The sequence below is a fragment of the Shewanella sp. Iso12 genome, from assembly GCF_012030025.1.
Classification (GTDB): domain Bacteria; phylum Pseudomonadota; class Gammaproteobacteria; order Enterobacterales; family Shewanellaceae; genus Shewanella; species Shewanella algae.
In genome coordinates this window covers 1-16,958 of the sequence record NZ_JAAUHW010000020.1, presented here as the reverse complement: position 1 = coordinate 16,958, position 16,958 = coordinate 1, and the positions used below count along the sequence as shown (strand labels likewise).

General features: G+C 50.0%; 25 protein-coding genes. 18 read left to right on the top strand and 7 right to left on the bottom strand.

The window, feature by feature from the left end; all coding sequences use genetic code 11:
• The first annotated feature begins 2 nt into the window (after positions 1–2).
• The 13 genes from rpsH (at position 3) to rplQ (ending at position 6,955) form a co-directional block, all read left to right on the top strand.
• Positions 3–398, top strand: a complete 396-nt coding sequence (rpsH, locus tag HCX89_RS21755; protein ID WP_025011970.1) for a 30S ribosomal protein S8 — start codon at positions 3–5, stop codon at positions 396–398.
• 10 nt (positions 399–408) lie between these two features.
• Positions 409–942, top strand: a complete 534-nt coding sequence (rplF, locus tag HCX89_RS21750; RefSeq protein WP_025011971.1) for a 50S ribosomal protein L6 — start codon at positions 409–411, stop codon at positions 940–942.
• Between the two features lie 10 nt (positions 943–952).
• A complete protein-coding gene (rplR, locus tag HCX89_RS21745) occupies positions 953–1,303 on the top strand; it encodes a 50S ribosomal protein L18 (RefSeq protein WP_025889969.1) in 351 nt (116 codons plus the stop codon).
• 11 nt (positions 1,304–1,314) lie between these two features.
• Positions 1,315–1,818, top strand: coding sequence for a 30S ribosomal protein S5 (gene rpsE / locus HCX89_RS21740; protein WP_025011973.1), 504 nt, complete (start codon positions 1,315–1,317; stop codon positions 1,816–1,818).
• A 6-nt stretch (positions 1,819–1,824) separates the two neighbouring features.
• Entirely contained in the window at positions 1,825–2,007 is a 183-nt protein-coding gene (gene rpmD, locus HCX89_RS21735) for a 50S ribosomal protein L30 (protein WP_025011974.1), read from the top strand.
• A 3-nt stretch (positions 2,008–2,010) separates the two neighbouring features.
• Positions 2,011–2,484 (top strand): 50S ribosomal protein L15, encoded by a 474-nt coding sequence (gene rplO / locus HCX89_RS21730; RefSeq protein WP_045284095.1) that lies wholly within the window; start codon positions 2,011–2,013, stop codon positions 2,482–2,484.
• Positions 2,485–2,491: 7 nt separating this feature from the next.
• Entirely contained in the window at positions 2,492–3,832 is a 1,341-nt protein-coding gene (gene secY, locus HCX89_RS21725; protein ID WP_025011976.1) for a preprotein translocase subunit SecY, read from the top strand.
• A 22-nt stretch (positions 3,833–3,854) separates the two neighbouring features.
• Positions 3,855–3,968: a 50S ribosomal protein L36 gene (rpmJ, locus tag HCX89_RS21720; RefSeq protein ID WP_006083579.1), complete on the top strand. Its 114-nt coding sequence runs from the start codon at positions 3,855–3,857 to the stop codon at positions 3,966–3,968.
• A 114-nt stretch (positions 3,969–4,082) separates the two neighbouring features.
• Positions 4,083–4,439: a 30S ribosomal protein S13 gene (gene rpsM, locus HCX89_RS21715; RefSeq protein ID WP_025011977.1), complete on the top strand. Its 357-nt coding sequence runs from the start codon at positions 4,083–4,085 to the stop codon at positions 4,437–4,439.
• 14 nt (positions 4,440–4,453) lie between these two features.
• A complete protein-coding gene (rpsK, locus tag HCX89_RS21710; RefSeq protein ID WP_025011978.1) occupies positions 4,454–4,846 on the top strand; it encodes a 30S ribosomal protein S11 in 393 nt (130 codons plus the stop codon).
• A gap of 34 nt (positions 4,847–4,880) precedes the next feature.
• The gene (gene rpsD, locus HCX89_RS21705; protein WP_025011979.1) at positions 4,881–5,501 is read left to right on the top strand and encodes a 30S ribosomal protein S4; all 621 of its coding nucleotides are present in this window, start codon (positions 4,881–4,883) and stop codon (positions 5,499–5,501) included.
• Between the two features lie 24 nt (positions 5,502–5,525).
• A complete protein-coding gene (rpoA, locus tag HCX89_RS21700) occupies positions 5,526–6,515 on the top strand; it encodes a DNA-directed RNA polymerase subunit alpha (RefSeq protein ID WP_025011980.1) in 990 nt (329 codons plus the stop codon).
• A gap of 41 nt (positions 6,516–6,556) precedes the next feature.
• On the top strand, positions 6,557–6,955 hold the full coding sequence (rplQ, locus tag HCX89_RS21695; RefSeq protein WP_028781249.1) for a 50S ribosomal protein L17: 399 nt from the start codon (positions 6,557–6,559) through the stop codon (positions 6,953–6,955).
• A 64-nt stretch (positions 6,956–7,019) separates the two neighbouring features.
• Here rplQ and HCX89_RS21690 read toward each other — a convergent pair whose 3' ends face one another.
• The 6 genes from HCX89_RS21690 to ccmA form a co-directional block, all read right to left on the bottom strand.
• Positions 7,020–7,994: an ABC transporter substrate-binding protein gene (locus HCX89_RS21690; protein WP_045284096.1), complete on the bottom strand. Its 975-nt coding sequence runs from the start codon at positions 7,992–7,994 to the stop codon at positions 7,020–7,022.
• Positions 7,995–8,097: 103 nt separating this feature from the next.
• The gene (gene ccmE, locus HCX89_RS21685) at positions 8,098–8,586 is read right to left on the bottom strand and encodes a cytochrome c maturation protein CcmE (protein WP_025889966.1); all 489 of its coding nucleotides are present in this window, start codon (positions 8,584–8,586) and stop codon (positions 8,098–8,100) included.
• Positions 8,583–8,783, bottom strand: coding sequence for a heme exporter protein CcmD (gene ccmD / locus HCX89_RS21680; RefSeq protein WP_025011982.1), 201 nt, complete (start codon positions 8,781–8,783; stop codon positions 8,583–8,585). The genes ccmE and ccmD overlap by 4 nt, the downstream gene beginning before the upstream one ends.
• The gene (locus HCX89_RS21675) at positions 8,783–9,529 is read right to left on the bottom strand and encodes a heme ABC transporter permease (RefSeq protein WP_025011983.1); all 747 of its coding nucleotides are present in this window, start codon (positions 9,527–9,529) and stop codon (positions 8,783–8,785) included. Before HCX89_RS21675 ends, ccmD begins: the two co-directional genes overlap by 1 nt.
• Before the next feature lies 1 nt (position 9,530).
• On the bottom strand, positions 9,531–10,217 hold the full coding sequence (ccmB, locus tag HCX89_RS21670; protein WP_025011984.1) for a heme exporter protein CcmB: 687 nt from the start codon (positions 10,215–10,217) through the stop codon (positions 9,531–9,533).
• A gap of 12 nt (positions 10,218–10,229) precedes the next feature.
• Entirely contained in the window at positions 10,230–10,877 is a 648-nt protein-coding gene (gene ccmA / locus HCX89_RS21665) for a cytochrome c biogenesis heme-transporting ATPase CcmA (RefSeq protein ID WP_028781247.1), read from the bottom strand.
• Positions 10,878–11,200: 323 nt separating this feature from the next.
• Here ccmA and HCX89_RS21660 point away from each other — a divergent pair, with 323 nt between their 5' ends.
• Complete coding sequence (locus tag HCX89_RS21660) at positions 11,201–11,494, top strand: cytochrome c5 family protein (RefSeq protein WP_025011985.1); 294 nt, start codon at positions 11,201–11,203, stop codon at positions 11,492–11,494.
• 60 nt (positions 11,495–11,554) lie between these two features.
• Here HCX89_RS21660 and ccmI read toward each other — a convergent pair whose 3' ends face one another.
• Positions 11,555–12,808 carry a c-type cytochrome biogenesis protein CcmI gene (gene ccmI, locus HCX89_RS21655; RefSeq protein ID WP_025011986.1) on the bottom strand — a complete coding sequence of 418 codons (1,254 nt, stop codon included), beginning with the start codon at positions 12,806–12,808 and terminating at the stop codon, positions 11,555–11,557.
• A gap of 454 nt (positions 12,809–13,262) precedes the next feature.
• Here ccmI and HCX89_RS21650 point away from each other — a divergent pair, with 454 nt between their 5' ends.
• Genes HCX89_RS21650 through HCX89_RS21635 form a run of 4 tightly spaced genes read left to right on the top strand, consistent with a single transcriptional unit; the run spans position 13,263 to position 16,870 of the window.
• Positions 13,263–15,239 carry a heme lyase CcmF/NrfE family subunit gene (locus HCX89_RS21650; protein WP_025011987.1) on the top strand — a complete coding sequence of 659 codons (1,977 nt, stop codon included), beginning with the start codon at positions 13,263–13,265 and terminating at the stop codon, positions 15,237–15,239.
• 16 nt (positions 15,240–15,255) lie between these two features.
• Positions 15,256–15,810 (top strand): DsbE family thiol:disulfide interchange protein, encoded by a 555-nt coding sequence (locus tag HCX89_RS21645; protein ID WP_025011988.1) that lies wholly within the window; start codon positions 15,256–15,258, stop codon positions 15,808–15,810.
• Positions 15,807–16,286, top strand: coding sequence for a heme lyase NrfEFG subunit NrfF (gene nrfF / locus HCX89_RS21640; protein ID WP_025011989.1), 480 nt, complete (start codon positions 15,807–15,809; stop codon positions 16,284–16,286). The genes HCX89_RS21645 and nrfF overlap by 4 nt, the downstream gene beginning before the upstream one ends.
• Positions 16,286–16,870: a TlpA disulfide reductase family protein gene (locus HCX89_RS21635; RefSeq protein ID WP_025889964.1), complete on the top strand. Its 585-nt coding sequence runs from the start codon at positions 16,286–16,288 to the stop codon at positions 16,868–16,870. Before nrfF ends, HCX89_RS21635 begins: the two co-directional genes overlap by 1 nt.
• Positions 16,871–16,958: the final 88 nt, after the last annotated feature.

The window sequence follows — 16,958 nt, the reverse complement described above, 5'->3', positions numbered from 1 at the left end:
ATATGAGCATGCAAGATCCTATTGCGGATATGTTGACCCGTATTCGTAACGGCCAAGCTGCTAACAAAGTATCTGTGAAGATGCCTTCTGCCAAACTGAAAGTTGCTATCGCAAAGCTGCTGAAAGATGAAGGTTACATCACTGACTACGCCGTAGCAGAAGAAGGCGCTAAGCCTGAACTGGAAATCACTCTGAAGTATTTCCAGGGCCAACCTGTTGTTGAGACTATCCAGCGCGTAAGCCGTCCCGGTCTTCGTATTTACAAAGGTAAAGACGAGCTGCCAAAGGTTATGGGCGGACTGGGTGTCGCAATTGTGTCCACTTCTAAAGGCCTGATGACTGATCGTGCCGCCCGCCTTGCAGGCATGGGTGGTGAGGTTATCTGCTACGTAGCGTAAGGAGCTAGGAATGTCTCGTGTAGCAAAAGCACCAGTATCTATTCCAGCCGGCGTAGAGGTGACTTTAAACGACCAAACTATTACCGTTAAAGGCGGTAAAGGTAGTCTGACTCGAGTAATCAACAGCGCAGTTAACGTTGTTGTTGAAGGTGCAGAAATCAAGTTCTCTCCTGTCGAAGGCGTTGCTAACGCTTGGGCACAGGCTGGTACTGCTCGTGCACTGATCAACAACATGGTTGTTGGTGTTTCTCAGGGTTTCGAAAAGAAGCTGAAGCTGGTTGGTGTGGGTTACCGTGCCAAAGTTAGCGGCAGCGCTCTTGACCTGACCTTAGGTTTCTCTCACCCTCTGGTTCATCAATTGCCAGCAGGCGTTACAGCTGAATGCCCAAGCCAAACAGACATCGTACTGAAAAGTATCGATAAAGAGCTGGTTGGTCAGGTTGCGGCTGAAATTCGTGGCTATCGTCCACCAGAGCCTTATAAGGGCAAGGGTGTTCGCTATGATGACGAACAAGTACGCCGTAAAGAGGCTAAGAAGAAGTAGGTAACGCGATATGGATAAGAAAACATCTCGCTTGCGCCGCGCGACTCGCGCTCGCAAGAAGATCCAAGAGCTGGGCGTCAACCGTCTGGTTGTACATCGTACACCGCGTCACATTTACGCTCAGGTAATCAACCCTGAAGCTCAGGTGTTGGCTGTTGCCTCTACTGCCGAGAAAGCAGTAAAGGAACAACTGAAGTACACCGGTAACGTAGATGCGGCCAAAGCAGTAGGTAAAGCTATTGCTGAGCGCGCGATCGAAAAAGGCGTAACTGTTGTTGCTTTCGATCGTTCTGGGTTCAAGTATCACGGTCGTGTTGCTGCTCTTGCAGAAGCCGCTCGTGAAGCTGGCCTCCAGTTCTAAGGGGTAAAACAATGGCTAAATTAGAAGCTCAGCAAAAAGACGATCTGCAAGAAAAGCTGATTGCAGTTAATCGTGTTTCTAAAGTAGTTAAAGGTGGTCGTATCTTTAGCTTCACCGCTCTGACTGTAGTGGGTGATGGTAACGGTAAGATCGGCTACGGCTATGGTAAAGCGCGTGAAGTTCCAGCTGCTATTCAAAAAGCAATGGAAAAAGCCCGTCGCAACATGGTTACTGTAAACCTGAACGAAGGCACTCTGCACCATCCAGTGAAGGGTCGCCACTCTGGTTCACGCGTTTACATGCAACCTGCTTCAGAGGGTACCGGTATTATCGCCGGTGGCGCAATGCGTGCCGTATTGGAAGTAGCAGGCGTTCACAACGTTCTGTCGAAAGCATACGGTTCTACTAACCCGATCAACATCGTTCGTGCAACTGTTGACGCTCTGGTACACATGAAGTCACCAGCGCAGATTGCAGCCAAGCGTGGCCTGAATGTTGATGAAATTCGGGGGTAATGCACCATGGCTACTAAAACTATCAAAGTAACCCAGACCAAAAGTGCTATCGGCCGTCTGCCTAAGCACAAGGCCACTCTGACTGGTCTTGGTCTGCGTCGTATTGGTCACACCGTTGAGCTGGAAGATACTCCTGCTGTTCGCGGTATGATCAATAAGGTCTACTACATGGTAAAGGTGGAGGACTAATCAATGCGTCTCAATACTTTATCTCCAGCAGCAGGCGCTAAGTCTGCACCTAAGCGTGTAGGCCGTGGTATTGGTTCTGGCTTGGGTAAGACCGCTGGTCGCGGTCACAAGGGTCAAAAATCTCGTAGCGGTGGCGGTGTACGTCCTGGCTTCGAGGGTGGTCAAATGCCACTTAAGATCCGTCTGCCTAAGTTCGGCTTTACCTCGCGTATCGCTATGGTAACTGCTGAAGTTCGCTTGAGTGAACTGGCAAAAGTTACTGGTGACGTTATCGACCTGAACGCACTGAAAGATGCGAACGTAATAACTCGCAACATCCAGTTTGCGAAAATCGTTCTTTCAGGTACCATTGAGCGCCCAGTGACCATAAAAGGTCTGAAAGTCAAGGGTGCACGCTCAGTAGATCTGAAGGTGACCAAGGGCGCTCGCGTAGTTATTGAAGCTGCCGGCGGTAAGATCGAGAATATCGAGGAATAATAGGTCGATGGCAAAACCAGGACTTGATTTAAAAAGCGCGAAAGGTGGACTTTCTGAATTGAAAGCTCGCCTCCTGTTCGTGATTGGCGCAATTATCGTGTTTCGTGCCGGTTCATTTGTGCCAATTCCTGGTATTGACGCTGCTGTATTGGCAGAGCTGTTTGCTCAGCAAAAGAGCACCATCCTGGGCATGTTTAACATGTTCTCGGGTGGTGCCCTTGAGCGCGCCTCTATTTTTGCATTGGGGATCATGCCGTATATTTCGGCCTCGATCATCATGCAGTTACTGACTGTTGTGCATCCCGCACTCGCTGAACTGAAGAAGGAAGGTGAGTCAGGACGCAAGAAAATTAGCCAGTATACAAGATGGGGTACGCTGGTGTTGGGTACATTCCAGTCGATCGGTATTGCAACAGGATTGCCAAATCTGGTGAACGGCCTGGTGGTCGATCCTGGTTTTGAGTTCTATTTTGTTGCAGTCGTCAGTTTAGTCACCGGAACCATGTTCCTGATGTGGCTTGGCGAGCAAATTACCGAGCGTGGTATAGGTAACGGTATTTCGATCCTGATTTTCGCAGGTATCGTAGCCGGTCTGCCTTCTGCTATCGGTCAAACGGCCGAGCAAGCGCGTCAAGGCGACTTGAACGTACTGGTATTGTTGTTGATTGCGGTGATTGTGTTTGCCGTAACCTATTTCGTGGTATTTGTGGAGCGTGGTCAGCGTCGTATCGTCGTTAACTATGCCAAGCGTCAGCAGGGCCGTAAGGTGTTTGCCGCGCAGTCAACCCACCTGCCGCTGAAGGTTAATATGGCCGGCGTAATTCCGCCAATTTTTGCGTCCAGCATTATTCTGTTCCCAGGCACACTGGCTCAGTGGTTTGGTAAGAATCCGTCTATGGAATGGCTGTCTGAGGTTTCTCTCGCAGTTTCTCCTGGACAGCCGCTGTACTCTCTGTTGTATGCAGCAGCAATTATTTTCTTCTGTTTCTTCTATACCGCGTTGGTATTTAACCCACGCGAGACAGCAGATAACCTGAAGAAGAGCGGTGCGTTTATTCCCGGGATCCGTCCCGGCGAACAGACTTCGCGTTACATTGATAAAGTGATGACCCGTTTGACTCTGGCAGGCGCGTTGTATATTACTTTTATCTGTTTAATTCCGGAGTTCATGTTAATCGCATGGAAAGTACAGTTCTATTTTGGCGGTACTTCACTACTGATTATGGTAGTTGTGATCATGGACTTCATGGCTCAGGTTCAGACCCATATGATGTCTCATCAATATGAGTCTGTGATGAAGAAAGCTAATCTGGTGAACAAAGCGAATCTCGATCGCTTTGGTCGATAAGATAGCTTTACGGAGTGATGAAATGAAAGTTCGAGCTTCCGTGAAGAAGATCTGCCGTAACTGCAAGATCGTCAAGCGTAGTGGCGTTGTACGCGTTATCTGTGTTGAACCAAAACACAAACAGCGTCAAGGCTGAAAAATCTTGGCCAGCTCTTAACTGGGCTGGCCAAAAATATTGTTTGCAAACTAGTCATCTGTCGAGTATCCTTTCGGGCTTTTCACAGATGGCCTTTAACTTAAGGAGTGCATAGTGGCCCGTATCGCTGGCATTAACATTCCTGATCAAAAGCACACAGTCATTGCACTGACTGCTATCTACGGTATCGGTCGTACTCGCGCTAAAGCTATCTGCGCGGCTACAGCCATTGCCGAAGACGCTAAGATCAAGGAATTGAGCGAAGCTCAAATCGATACTCTACGCGAAGAAGTTGCCAAATACTCAGTAGAAGGTGACTTACGCCGTGAGGTTTCAATGAACATCAAGCGTCTTATGGACCTTGGTTGTTATCGTGGCCTCCGCCATCGCCGTAGCCTGCCTCTCCGTGGGCAACGTACTAAGACCAATGCGCGTACTCGCAAAGGTCCACGTAAACCAATCAAGAAGTAACGGGAAGGTAGACAATGGCTAAAGTTCCGTCACGTTCTCCGCGTAAGCGCGTACGTAAACAGGTTGCTGATGGCATGGCTCATATCCATGCGTCTTTCAACAATACAATTGTTACTATCACAGATCGTCAAGGTAACGCTCTGTCATGGGCGACTGCAGGTGGTTCAGGTTTCCGTGGTTCACGTAAATCTACCCCATTTGCTGCGCAGGTGGCAGCTGAGCGCGCAGGTACTGCCGCTCAGGATTATGGTGTTAAAAACCTTGAAGTTTTCGTGAAGGGTCCAGGTCCAGGTCGTGAGTCAGCCATTCGTGCGCTGAACGCTGTTGGTTACAAAATTACCAACATCACTGATGTGACGCCGATCCCTCATAACGGTTGTCGTCCTCCTAAAAAACGCCGCGTGTAATTGGCAGTTTCGTTAGGATAGTTGGAGAAAGATCATGGCAAGATACTTGGGTCCCAAGCTCAAGCTCAGCCGCCGGGAAGGTACTGACCTTTTCCTGAAAAGCGGTGTGAGAGCAATCGATTCGAAGTGTAAGCTGGAAGCAGCACCTGGACAGCATGGCGCTCGTAAGCCACGTCTGTCTGATTATGGCTTGCAGTTACGCGAGAAACAAAAAGTTCGTCGTATTTACGGTGTGCTGGAAAAGCAATTCCGTAACTACTACAAAGAGGCTGCACGTCTGAAAGGCAACACAGGTGAAAACCTGCTGCAACTTTTGGAAACCCGTCTGGATAACGTAGTTTATCGTATGGGCTTTGGTGCGACTCGTGCAGAAGCACGTCAGCTGGTTAGCCATAAGTCAATTATGGTCAACGGTCGTGTTGTTAACATTCCGTCATTCAAAGTGTCTGCGAATGATGTTGTAAGCATTCGCGAGAAGTCACAGAAGCAAGCCCGTATCAAGGCTGCTCTGGAAGTGGCTGCTCAACGCGAGAAGCCTACATGGGTTGAAGTCGACAGCGCAAAAATGGAAGGTGCTTTCAAGCGTCTGCCAGAACGTAGCGATTTGTCTGCGGAAATTAACGAACAGCTGATCGTCGAGCTTTACTCTAAGTAAGGCTAACAAACAAGAGAGGACACAATGCAGGGTTCTGTTACAGAATTTCTTAAACCGCGTCTCGTTGATATCGAGCAGGTTAACCCAACTCGTGCCAAGGTGACTCTGGAGCCACTCGAGCGTGGTTTCGGTCATACTTTGGGTAACGCGTTGCGTCGCATCCTATTGTCGTCTATGCCCGGCTGCGCGGTTACCGAAGTCGAGATCGACGGCGTACTGCATGAATACAGCAGTAAGGAAGGCGTACAAGAAGATATCCTTGAAATATTGCTGAACCTGAAAGGGCTGGCAGTCATTATCGAGGGTAAAGACGAGGCTATGCTCACTCTGAGCAAGTCCGGCGCAGGCCCTGTTACCGCAGCCGACATCACCCACGACGGCGATGTCACAATCGTGAACCCGGATCATGTTATCTGTCATCTGACTGGTAACAATGACATCAGCATGCGTATCCGTGTTGAGCGTGGTCGTGGTTATGTACCGGCTTCTGCCCGTGCACAAACCGAAGACGATGATCGCCCAATCGGTCGTTTGCTGGTTGATGCTTCATTCTCACCTGTTGCTCGCATTGCCTACAATGTAGAAGCAGCTCGTGTGGAACAGCGTACTGACTTGGACAAGCTGATCATCGATATGACCACTAACGGTACTATCGATCCTGAAGAAGCTATCCGTCGTTCTGCGACTATCCTGGCTGAACAGCTGGATGCCTTCGTTGAATTGCGTGATGTGACCGAGCCAGAGCAGAAGGAAGAGAAACCGGAGTTCGATCCGATTCTGTTGCGTCCTGTCGACGATTTAGAGCTAACTGTACGTTCGGCTAACTGTTTGAAAGCCGAAGCGATTCATTACATCGGAGATCTGGTACAACGCACTGAAGTTGAGCTGCTCAAAACACCTAACCTGGGTAAGAAATCTCTTACCGAGATCAAGGATGTGTTGGCATCTCGCGGACTGTCGCTAGGTATGCGTCTGGAAAACTGGCCACCGGCTAGTTTGGCAGACGACCTGTAAGTCCCAGGTTTTGTACAGATTTAGGTTATAAGGATTAGGTCATGCGCCATCGTAAGAGTGGTCGTCAACTTAACCGCAACAGCAGTCACCGCCAAGCCATGTTCCGTAACATGGCAAGTTCACTGGTTCGTCATGAAATCATCAAGACAACCGTAGTGAAGGCCAAAGAACTGCGTCGCGTAGTTGAGCCTCTGATAACACTTGCTAAAAGTGACAGCGTAGCAAACCGTCGTCTGGCGTTTGCTCGTACTCGCGACCAAGAAGTCGTAGGTAAACTGTTTAACGAACTGGGTCCACGCTATCAGGAACGTCCTGGTGGTTACACCCGTATCCTGAAGTGCGGTCTGCGTGCCGGTGATAAAGCCCCTATGGCTTACATCGAGCTGGTTGGTCGCCCAGAAGCTGCTGAAGCTGTAGAAGTTGAAGCTGCTGCTGAGTAATCTCAGGTAAGTTCTGAAAAAGCCCCGCTAACCGCGGGGCTTTTTATTTGTTCGTCGCCGAAGGTCAATCCACGAGTTCGGCCTGCTCCCTGACCCTTTCCGGCAAACTCAGTTGCCATCGCTTTAAACCACTCTCACTGAATAGATAAGCACCACTGGTATCCATCTTGGGGAATATCTCTGCCGGCATTTTGCCCGCCAGGATCTGTTTCGCTATGGTACCCGCTATGCGTCCATGTTTGTTGCCATCCAGAATATAGCCCCCAATATTGCCCTCAGGGCCGACACTGAAATGCCAAAAACCAAAATGAGGCACAGTGGCGTTGTCGTGGGTCCAACGCGCTACCTGCAGCTCATCTACCGTTTGTTGCTTATCGTCTTGCAGCGTTTGATACAGGGCCACAAACACGGCGTCATAGCCACGTTCTCTGGCACTCGAAACAGACGACTGCCAACTGCTGAACTTCTGATGTTGTTCTATATCGATTTGGTTGTTGCCTATCATCAAATTTTGGTTGAGCTTTTTGATGGAGGCTACCGCTGTATCCGAGGTATAGCCTGAGTCAAACAGTAACAAAAACTTGTGTGGTGGTTGAGTTGGCAGCATGGCCTGTGCCATCAAGAGGGAACGTTTGAACAGGGGGCGCTCCAGCACACCGGTAATGTTACCTGTATGCTTTATTCCGTAGTCACGAGGATTGCCGTTGATCCCTAGATAAACCACAGGAGTCTGGGTTTGGCTGAAGCGCTCATGTAGCAGCATCAAGGCATTGTCATCGGCGAGAAATACCAAATCGGGTTTAAGTTCCAGGTATCTTTGCCAAGCACTATCGGCCTGGATTTTAAATTGCGCTTTGGGTAGTCGCTTGGTATCGAGAGCGAAGGTGTGAAATTGGTGCTTATCACCGAGGATAGCTCTTATGCCGGCTTTATAACTTTGATCCCAGGGATATTCAGCATGGTAGGACTCAATCAGCAAGAGATTGGCGGCACCGGTTGGCAGTGAAAGCAGTAACCCCAGAAAAACCAATGCGCGCATGCTAAGTCCTTGTATCCAGTCTATAGAATTTTAGCGTGGCAGAAATTTCAGACTCTGCAAGTAATAAAAAAGCCTCCGAAGAGGCTTTTTTATCTATGGGCATTTACTTGGCGCCGCCGACCTGTTGCGTGTTGTACTCAAGCTTTTCATGGGTCTGGCCCATGGCTTCGGCAACTTCAGGTGGCATATAGTTTTCATCATGCTTGGCCAGCACTTCAGAGGCTTCTAACTTACCACCTTCAATCAATACGCCCTGAGCGACGATACCCTGGCCTTCACGGAAGAGGTCAGGCAAGAGGTCATCATAAGTCACAATGATTTCGCCGCCGGCGGCATCATGTACGGCAAACTCAACATGCAGGCTTTCAGGGTCACGCACCATAGAGCCTACAGTAACCATGCCGCCCACGCGGATCCGCTGGCCCACTTCCGGCTTGATGCCAGTATCCTTTTTACCATTGACTATCTCGGTGGGAGTATAGAAGAGGTTAAGGTTGGAGTTGAGGGCATATAACAGCAAGGAAGCCACGGCAGCAACACCTGCAATCAAGGCTACAGCCAATACCAGTCTCTTTTTGCGTCTTGGGTTCACGATCTGTTACTCCGGTTTTGAGCGAGGCGTTCCTCACGTTGCACTTTGGATGCTATTTCCTGCAGTACCCGACGCTTCTTCATCGAACTGACCAGGATAAGCAGGCTAAGGGACACGAAAGTGACACCGTAGGCCAACCACACATAGAAGGCATAGCCGCCCATGTTGAAAAACTCTGCTAAAGATTGAAACTGCATTATTTGACTCCTTCGGCCTTGGCCAGTTCCCTAACCCAAGGGCGCATTCCGTTACGGGCCAGAATTTCGGCACGGAAACGCACTAGAGTGATGGCACCTATCATCAAACCAAACCCAAATATGTTGATCAATAAAGGGTAGAGCATGTCGGTAGACATGGTCGACTTTTCGGTGATTCGGATAGTGGATGGCTGGTGCAGTGAGTTCCACCATTCAACCGAATACTTAATGATAGGGATATTGATCACTCCAACTATGGCCAGAATGCCGGCGGCTCTGGCGGCCAGAACCTTGTCTTCGAATGAGGCATAAAGAGAGATAACCCCTAGATACAGGAACAACAGCACAAGTTCAGAGGTCAGGCGTGCATCCCAAACCCACCAAGTGCCCCACATGGGTTTACCCCAGGTGGCACCAGTGAACAGAGCGATAAAGGTGACCACGGCACCAATTGGTGCGATAGAAGCGGCGGCCCAATCGGCCAGCTTGATCTGCCACACCAGGCCTATGAAGGCTGCGGTTGCCATACCCATGTAAGCAGCCATCGACATGGATGCCGCTGGTACGTGGATAAAGATAATACGGTAGCTGTCACCTTGTTGGTAATCTGTGGGAGCAAATGCCAAACCCCACACGGTTCCGGTTGCGATAAGTGCCAGGGCAAGCAGTGCAAACCAAGGCAGTAGTTTTCCTGACAGTTGATACGCCCTTTGAGGGTCGGCGTAGGGATGTAACCATTTCCACATTTCAGTTAGTACTCACTCGCAATGAGGCACCAATAGCAAAAGGTGCCAAGACTAAAGAACCGACCAGCATGGCGCCTAGAATCGCCAGCTGACCATCATAGGGTTGTTTGGATGCTGCAAAGTCGATCGCGCCGGTCGCAAAGATCAACACTGGTATATACAGTGGCAAAATCAGCAAGCTAAGCAGCACGCCGCCTTTGCGTAAGCCCACTGTAAGAGCAACACCTATGGCGCCAAGCAGACTCAATACAGGTGTCCCCAGCATCAAGGTGGCTATCAAGGCGCCGTAACTGTTGTCGTCCAGATGCAGCAGCACAGCCAACAGCGGTGCAATTATAATTAAAGGTACGCCAGTCAGTAACCAGTGAGCAAACACTTTGGCCAGTACCAACAGCGCCAGTGGCTGCGGGCTAAGCAACATCTGCTCCAGACTTCCGTCACTGAAGTCTGCCTTGAACAGCCGCTCCAGTGACAACATGGCTGCCAGCAAGGCCGCAACCCAGATAATCCCGGGAGCAATCCGGGTCAACACCTGTGGCTCAGGACCTATACCCAGCGGAAACAGGGTAACCACTATGATAAAAAACAGCAGTGGGTTAAAAATATCACCACGATGACGCACGGCAATCTGTAGATCCCGTTTCAGCAGGGTGAAAAATGCCTTGGTAAAACTAATGCCTCTGTTCATCTCTGCTAAGCCTTATACGAAGCGATAATCCAAGCGGATTTTCCGCAACCTTTCATCTGTAATGATGCCCATATCCTGGTGGGTCGTCAGAATGACGCAACCACCGGCATCGGCATGGCGAATATAGAGTTGCTCCAATTCAGCGACCCCTTTCTTGTCGATCGCGGTAAAGGGCTCATCCAGAATCCAGATTTTACAGGCGGTATGCCAGAGCCTGGCGAGTGCGGTTCGTCTGTGTTGGCCAGCAGAAAGGTGGCCTGCAAGCGCTTCTTCAAACCCGGTCAGGTTGACTTTGGCAAGGATTTCCCGTGCATCAAAGTCATCATACCCACTGATTCTTAAATTGAAGTTAAGGTTTTCCTCGGCGGTGAGTTCGCTTTTCACGCCGGCGAGATGGCCCAGATAAAGCAGGTTTTCATTGAACTCATCGCGGCAACGAGTGATAGCTTCTCCCTGAAACAGGACTTCCCCCCCGTATGGGCGCGACAGACCTGCGAGGATCCGCAGCAGGCTGGTTTTACCGGCGCCGTTGGGACCTTCAATTTGGACTATATCGCCAGGGTTGATATCGAAGCTGAGTTCATCGAACAGTATCCGCTCTTCACGAATACAAGTGAGGCTGCTTGCCGACAGCAGTGATGTAGGTTTTGGTTCTGCCACTGAGCCCTCTATAACAAGCGGTAAGGAAACACAAGAGATACTAACACATGCTCTGGCTGGGGTTTACCACTGCATCGCACTAAGTTTCAGCAATTTGATATGCTTCCAATAAAAGTGAATTTTTGGGAACTTTTTAATCTGTTACTAATATATTAATGAATTCGCGACCTTTGTCCTTATTTACAGGACAAGCTGCGATTTTAATCACAAAAAGATGAGATTTGTTGAAGTTTGTTGTACTCTTAGCGAGCTAAAATGAGTCTGCCTACTTTAACCAAGGGCAGCGTTGAGCTTTGTAAGTATTTGCATTAGGAACATTGAACATGAAAAAACTGTTAGCAATGACCGCAGTAGCTGCATTGACTATGTCTGCGAACGTGTCAGCCCAAGAAGGTGAGGCCGTTTTCAATAAAGCCTGCCAAGTCTGCCATAGCATGGGTGTTGCCGGTGCACCTAAAGCACACGATGCTGCTGCTTGGGAGCCTCGCCTGGCCAAAGGTATCGACACCCTGCTTAACAGCGTTAAGTCTGGTTTGAACGCTATGCCTCCTGGTGGCATGTGCACAGATTGTACTGATGAAGATTACAAGAACGCTATCGAGTTCATGTCCAAGTAATCAGGTATCATCATAAAAAAACCGGCATCAGCCGGTTTTTTTATGTCTGTTTACCAAGGATTACTGGACTTCGGTATCCAGCACCAGTTCGCCGCTGGCACCAACTTTAATGCTGGCCAGCTTACCTTGCAGATCGCCAGGCTGAGGCTTAACGCTGCCATGCTTGGACAATACCGCAATCACTTCAACGTCGGTTGCATCACTGAGTTTGACGTTGCCGCCCATGTTGGTGGAGTCATCCAGAGTCACAGTCACAGGTAATGACTTGGCACTCACCTTGGTGGCCGCCAGTGGAACTTTGGGGCCTTCCGTCGCTCTGGCAAAGATGAACAGCATATCAGTATTGCTGACCTTGGCTGCCAGTTCAGGAGCGATAGAAACATTCAGTGTCACTGTCTTGGCTGTGGCTGCCTTCAGGCCTTTATGGGCTTCGTCATTCGGCATGGTGGCACCACCTTCTGCCTGCATACGCATCTTGGCGCTGTCAATGGCATTGATCAGTGCGGCACGATCCACGTCGGCTCTATCGCTGTCGAGAATAGTCTGCCAAGCGCCGATGGCCTTGTTGTAGTCTGCGGTAAAGAAAGCATCCATACCAACCAGCAGTAAAGTGGAAGGGTCTTGTGGATCCAGCTTCAGTGCCTGATCGATCAGCGACTGAACCACAGGGATCATCTGCTGGCCAGCCTTATAGTAGAGGGCGGTGGCTTTAGGACCCAGCAGCTCGGCATGTACACCCACAAGTTCGATCACTTTATCGAAGGCCGCGACTGCCTGATCATATTGTCCGGCAGAGATATAGGCGTGACCCAGGCTGAACCAAGCCTGGCTGTTTTCAGGCTCCTGTTGCACAGCTGACTCCATCATCTGCACTCGCTGCATCATGATCTGCTCAGTGCTCATACCGGCATGGGGATTCTCTGGTTGAGGCGAATCGATATTTTGATAGGCACCCAACTGCTGATAGGAGTAGCCGGCAACAACCAGTAATACAACCGACATCAGACTTGGCCAGAGTAGCCCTTTAGGCTTAGCCTGAGAGTCGAGTGATTCGTCGGCTCCTTGTTTGATGTCCTGCAGTAAGCTGACTTCCAGTTCTTTTTTCAGGGATTCAAATTCGTCTTGATCCAGCAGTTCTTCCTGGTGTTCCTTCTCCAGAATGGCTAGACGTTCATTAAACAGTTCCAGGTTGGTCTGTTTGCGGACACCGGACTCTTCAGCCTTGAGCAGCTTCTGTTGCCGGAAGTGAGGAAGCCAGATCAGCCCCAGGCTGACTAACACAACAATCGCAATAAAAATCCAAAAAGTGGTCATTATGTTTATTTCACGTTGGTTTGTGACAAAGCGGGGTTACCGCACGGCCTGACTGCAAGATTATACGGAAAGATGATTCATTGAACAGTAATATAAGCCCCCCATCTGGGTTAATGGTCATAGTTGGGCACTGGTTCACAGTTCCAAATTTCAGCAAAAAATTCAATGAAACTTCTCTAGTTAACGCCTGTCACAGCCTTGAGTCTTGCCGCCTTTTCCCTACCGATATTGGCCTCTCGGAGAATGAGAGCCGCGACCCATAATTGGTGGAAAGTGGCAGACAGGAACAAAAGCAAATACTAAAATGAGCAAAAATTCGTAATATATACCTGTTAACCGTTACGGCTTTTAAGCCGTGATTAAGTTAATAAGGTAATGGTGTGTGCCCCGTAGTTGTGCGTCTGCCCAGAATAAGAAGCTTGGCAGACATTGACCTGGAAACTGAGGAAAACCCATGATCCCAGAACTTGGACATTTCTCATTGATCATAGGGATGGCGTTCGCTGTACTGCTGATGACCGTCCCCCTGATCGGTGTTGCCCGCAAAGACCAATACTTAGTGCGCTATGCCTGGCCTCTGAGTTACGGTATGTTTTTATTCATCTTTTTATCGGTAATCGCGCTGGGTTACAGCTTCGCAACCGATGACTTCTCAGTCGCCTATGTGGCCCATCATTCCAATTCTCAATTGCCTATCTTCTTTAAGATTGCAGCAGTTTGGGGTGGTCATGAAGGTTCGCTGTTGTTCTGGGTCTTCTCACTTTCTGTATGGGCTGCAGCTGTAGCCTTCTTCAGTAAGGGGTTGGAAGAGGTGTTCACCGCTCGGGTATTGGCCGTGTTGGCGATGATCACCATAGGCTTTACCCTGTTCATGCTACTCACTTCCAGTCCATTCGAACGTTTATTCCCGATCCCGGCGGAAGGGCGCGACCTTAATCCCATGCTGCAGGATGTGGGTCTGATCTTCCACCCGCCTATGCTGTATCTGGGTTATGTGGGTTTCTCTGTCAGCTTTGCTTTCGCCATCGCCGCACTGATGAGCGGTCGACTCGATTCTGCCTGGGCTCGTTGGAGCCGCCCTTGGACTCTGGCCGCCTGGATTTTCCTAACAGGTGGTATCGCACTGGGCTCCTGGTGGGCATATTACGAGCTCGGCTGGGGTGGTTGGTGGTTCTGGGATCCGGTTGAAAACGCATCCTTTATGCCATGGCTGGTCGGTACAGCGCTGGTTCACTCCTTGATAGTGACAGAGAAACGCGGTGCCTTCCGTAACTGGACAGTACTCTTGTCTATCTTTGCCTTCTCCCTGAGCTTATTGGGTACCTTTATCGTTCGTTCTGGTGTGCTGACCTCAGTGCACTCCTTTGCGGCAGACCCAAGCCGGGGTATGTTCATTCTACTGCTGCTTGGCTTGGCCATAGGCGGTTCGCTGACACTGTTTGCTTTCCGTGCCAGTGAAATGAGCAGCCCTGCCCGTTTCGAGCTGAAATCCAAAGAAACCATGCTGCTGGTCTGTAACGTATTGCTGACCGTAGCGGCAGGTACCGTATTGCTTGGTACCCTTTACCCGCTGCTGATCGATGCTTTGGGCATGGGTAAGATTTCCGTTGGCCCACCATACTTCAATGCAGTATTTGTTCCCATCGTGCTGGTACTGTTCGGCTTTATGGGGATTGGCCCCATCATTCGCTGGAAAAAATCCAAGCAGGGTGAGCTCAAGCGCCAGCTGTTGTTGCCTGCGATCATTTCAGCTGTACTGGGCGTGATAGCGCCATTTATTGCCGGTGGTGAGTTCAACATCTGGGTTGCACTGGGTATAGGTGCGGCTGTCTGGATTGTGCTGGCGACTCTGCGTGCCGGTTACAACGTGATTAAAGCGAAAGACGGCAGTGTCAGTTTGGCGCGTATGGGCCGCAGTGAACTGGGGATGATCATCGCCCACCTGGGTATTGCTGTCTCTGTAGTGGGGGCCACCATGGTGTCCAACTACTCTATTGAGAAGAGTGTGCGCATGGGCCCAGGCGTCAGCCATGAGTTGGCCGGTTACACCTTTAAGTATCTGGAAACCCGTAACGTTGTTGGCCCTAACTACACGGCACAGCAAGGGCAGGTTGAAATACTGAAAGATGGCGAAAAGATTGCTCTGTTGCAGCCGGATCGTCGTCAATACAATGTTCGCACCATGGATATGACAGAGGCCGGTATCGACTGGGGTCTGTTCCGGGATCTCTATGTCACTATGGGCGACCCTGTAAGCCGTACTGAGTTTGCAGTGCGACTGAACTACAAACCTTTTGTTCGTTGGTTGTGGTTTGGCGGTATCTTTATGATGGTTGGTGGTTTCTTTGCGGCTTCAGATAAGCGCTATCGTGCCAAAGCCCGCGCTGAAGAAGCGGCTGCAGCCAAGAAAGCCAAACTGGCAACAGCCTGAAACAGGTAAGAAGAAGATGAAGAAGCTAATACTTTTTATTCCACTGATATTGTTTCTTTTGATGGGGATCTTCCTTTACAAGGGACTGTTCTTGAATCCACAGCAGTTGGATTCTGCGTTGGAAGGTAAGCCTGTGCCTGCCTTCCAGCTGGAGAAACTGGAAACGCCGGGAGAGATGATCACCAACGAAGATCTTAAAGGTAAGGTATCCATGCTGAACGTATGGGCGACTTGGTGCCCATCCTGTAAGTATGAACATCCCTACCTGATGCAGTTGGCTCGACAAAACTTGGTGCCCATCTATGGCATCAACTACCGTGACGAGCGGGCGCTGGCGGTAAGAGAACTCTCTCGCCAAGGCGACCCCTACACGTTGAATATCTATGACAAGGACGGTCGTCTCGGTCTGGATCTCGGGGTATATGGTGCGCCGGAGAGTTTCATCGTGGATCACAACGGTGTCATTCGTTATCGCTATGCCGGGCCGGTAGATATGCGGGTTTGGAAAGAAACCTTGTATCCCATGATCCAACAGTTGCAGGCCGAGGCCGCTAAGGATAAAGCGTCATGAGAAAGTTGTTGCTGAAAACCTTTGCTATTGCGGCGCTCCTGCTCGGTTATGCCGCTCAGGTGGCGGCAACGCCGGTGGATACCTTCGAGTTCAGTTCTCCTGATAAGCAGAAGCGGGCATTGTCGCTGGCTCATGAGCTGCGCTGCCCCCAGTGTCAGAATCAAAACCTGATCGATTCCAACTCACCGGTTGCCCGCGATCTGCGTCTTGAAGTGTACAAGATGGTGGAAGAGGGCAAGGCTGATGATGAAATCGTCCAGTTCATGACCAGTCGCTACGGCGAATTCGTTCTCTATAAGCCAAGGCTTGAGACCAAGACCTACGTCCTTTGGCTGGGCCCTGTGGCGTTGCTGTTGTTCGGTGGTTTGATTGGCTTTATTTTCATCCGCAAACAGCGTACTACCGGTGGTAAAGCGCTCGAACTGTCTGCCGAAGAACAACGCCAGTTGGATGAGCTATTGAAGCGAGACAAGTAATGAGCAAACTCAGATACTCATTACTCTTGCTGGCGTCCCTGTCTCTGGGGGCGCAGGCTTATCCCGGTATGCAGCCGAAGGATCACAATCAGATCCAATCCAGTGTCGACAAGATCAATGTACTCCCTCACAGCTTCCCTCTGGAAGTGGTTCCCTTCCAGGATAAGACCGGTAGCCAATTGGATTTCAGTCAACACAAGGGAAAAGTGGTGTTGGTCAACATTTGGGCTACTTGGTGTCCTCCTTGTGTCAGGGAGTTGCCTGCTCTGGAGCGGCTTGAAGGGCAGTTCAGTGATAAGGAGTTTGCCCTGCTGCCGATTTCCATCGATCAGGGTGGCCAGGAGCAAGTGGCCAGTTTTCTACAATCCCTGGGGATGGCAAATTTCCGCAGTTACTACGACCCACAAATGCAGTTGGGGCAGATATTCCCACTCGATACTATCCCGGCGACCTTTATTCTTAATGGTAAAGGGGAGCTGATTGCCTTTGTCCGCAGTTTCGTCGACTGGGGTGACCCAAAGGCGATAGCCTTACTCAAAGGCTTTATTGAACAGGAAAATGCACCCAAGTCGGCCGCAAACTGAGTAAATTAGGGCGTAAAATAGCCATAATTGCAGAAAAAGATCGTTTTTGCCTAAAAGATCGGCAAGCGATCTTTTTTCTTATAAAAAG

Bases quoted from the DNA above. Each gene is read 5' to 3' on its own strand.
- rpsH (WP_025011970.1), top strand. From the start codon at position 3: ATGAGCATGCAAGATCCTATTGCGGATATGTTGACCCGTATTCGTAAC.
- rplF (WP_025011971.1), top strand. From the start codon at position 409: ATGTCTCGTGTAGCAAAAGCACCAGTATCTATTCCAGCCGGCGTAGAG.
- rplR (WP_025889969.1), top strand. From the start codon at position 953: ATGGATAAGAAAACATCTCGCTTGCGCCGCGCGACTCGCGCTCGCAAG.
- rpsE (WP_025011973.1), top strand. From the start codon at position 1,315: ATGGCTAAATTAGAAGCTCAGCAAAAAGACGATCTGCAAGAAAAGCTG.
- rpmD (WP_025011974.1), top strand. From the start codon at position 1,825: ATGGCTACTAAAACTATCAAAGTAACCCAGACCAAAAGTGCTATCGGC.
- rplO (WP_045284095.1), top strand. From the start codon at position 2,011: ATGCGTCTCAATACTTTATCTCCAGCAGCAGGCGCTAAGTCTGCACCT.
- secY (WP_025011976.1), top strand. From the start codon at position 2,492: ATGGCAAAACCAGGACTTGATTTAAAAAGCGCGAAAGGTGGACTTTCT.
- rpmJ (WP_006083579.1), top strand. From the start codon at position 3,855: ATGAAAGTTCGAGCTTCCGTGAAGAAGATCTGCCGTAACTGCAAGATC.
- rpsK (WP_025011978.1), top strand. From the start codon at position 4,454: ATGGCTAAAGTTCCGTCACGTTCTCCGCGTAAGCGCGTACGTAAACAG.
- rpsD (WP_025011979.1), top strand. From the start codon at position 4,881: ATGGCAAGATACTTGGGTCCCAAGCTCAAGCTCAGCCGCCGGGAAGGT.
- rpoA (WP_025011980.1), top strand. From the start codon at position 5,526: ATGCAGGGTTCTGTTACAGAATTTCTTAAACCGCGTCTCGTTGATATC.
- rplQ (WP_028781249.1), top strand. From the start codon at position 6,557: ATGCGCCATCGTAAGAGTGGTCGTCAACTTAACCGCAACAGCAGTCAC.
- HCX89_RS21690 (WP_045284096.1), bottom strand. From the start codon at position 7,994: ATGCGCGCATTGGTTTTTCTGGGGTTACTGCTTTCACTGCCAACCGGT.
- ccmD (WP_025011982.1), bottom strand. From the start codon at position 8,783: ATGCAGTTTCAATCTTTAGCAGAGTTTTTCAACATGGGCGGCTATGCC.
- HCX89_RS21675 (WP_025011983.1), bottom strand. From the start codon at position 9,529: ATGTGGAAATGGTTACATCCCTACGCCGACCCTCAAAGGGCGTATCAA.
- ccmB (WP_025011984.1), bottom strand. From the start codon at position 10,217: ATGAACAGAGGCATTAGTTTTACCAAGGCATTTTTCACCCTGCTGAAA.
- HCX89_RS21660 (WP_025011985.1), top strand. From the start codon at position 11,201: ATGAAAAAACTGTTAGCAATGACCGCAGTAGCTGCATTGACTATGTCT.
- ccmI (WP_025011986.1), bottom strand. From the start codon at position 12,808: ATGACCACTTTTTGGATTTTTATTGCGATTGTTGTGTTAGTCAGCCTG.
- HCX89_RS21650 (WP_025011987.1), top strand. From the start codon at position 13,263: ATGATCCCAGAACTTGGACATTTCTCATTGATCATAGGGATGGCGTTC.
- HCX89_RS21645 (WP_025011988.1), top strand. From the start codon at position 15,256: ATGAAGAAGCTAATACTTTTTATTCCACTGATATTGTTTCTTTTGATG.
- nrfF (WP_025011989.1), top strand. From the start codon at position 15,807: ATGAGAAAGTTGTTGCTGAAAACCTTTGCTATTGCGGCGCTCCTGCTC.
- HCX89_RS21635 (WP_025889964.1), top strand. From the start codon at position 16,286: ATGAGCAAACTCAGATACTCATTACTCTTGCTGGCGTCCCTGTCTCTG.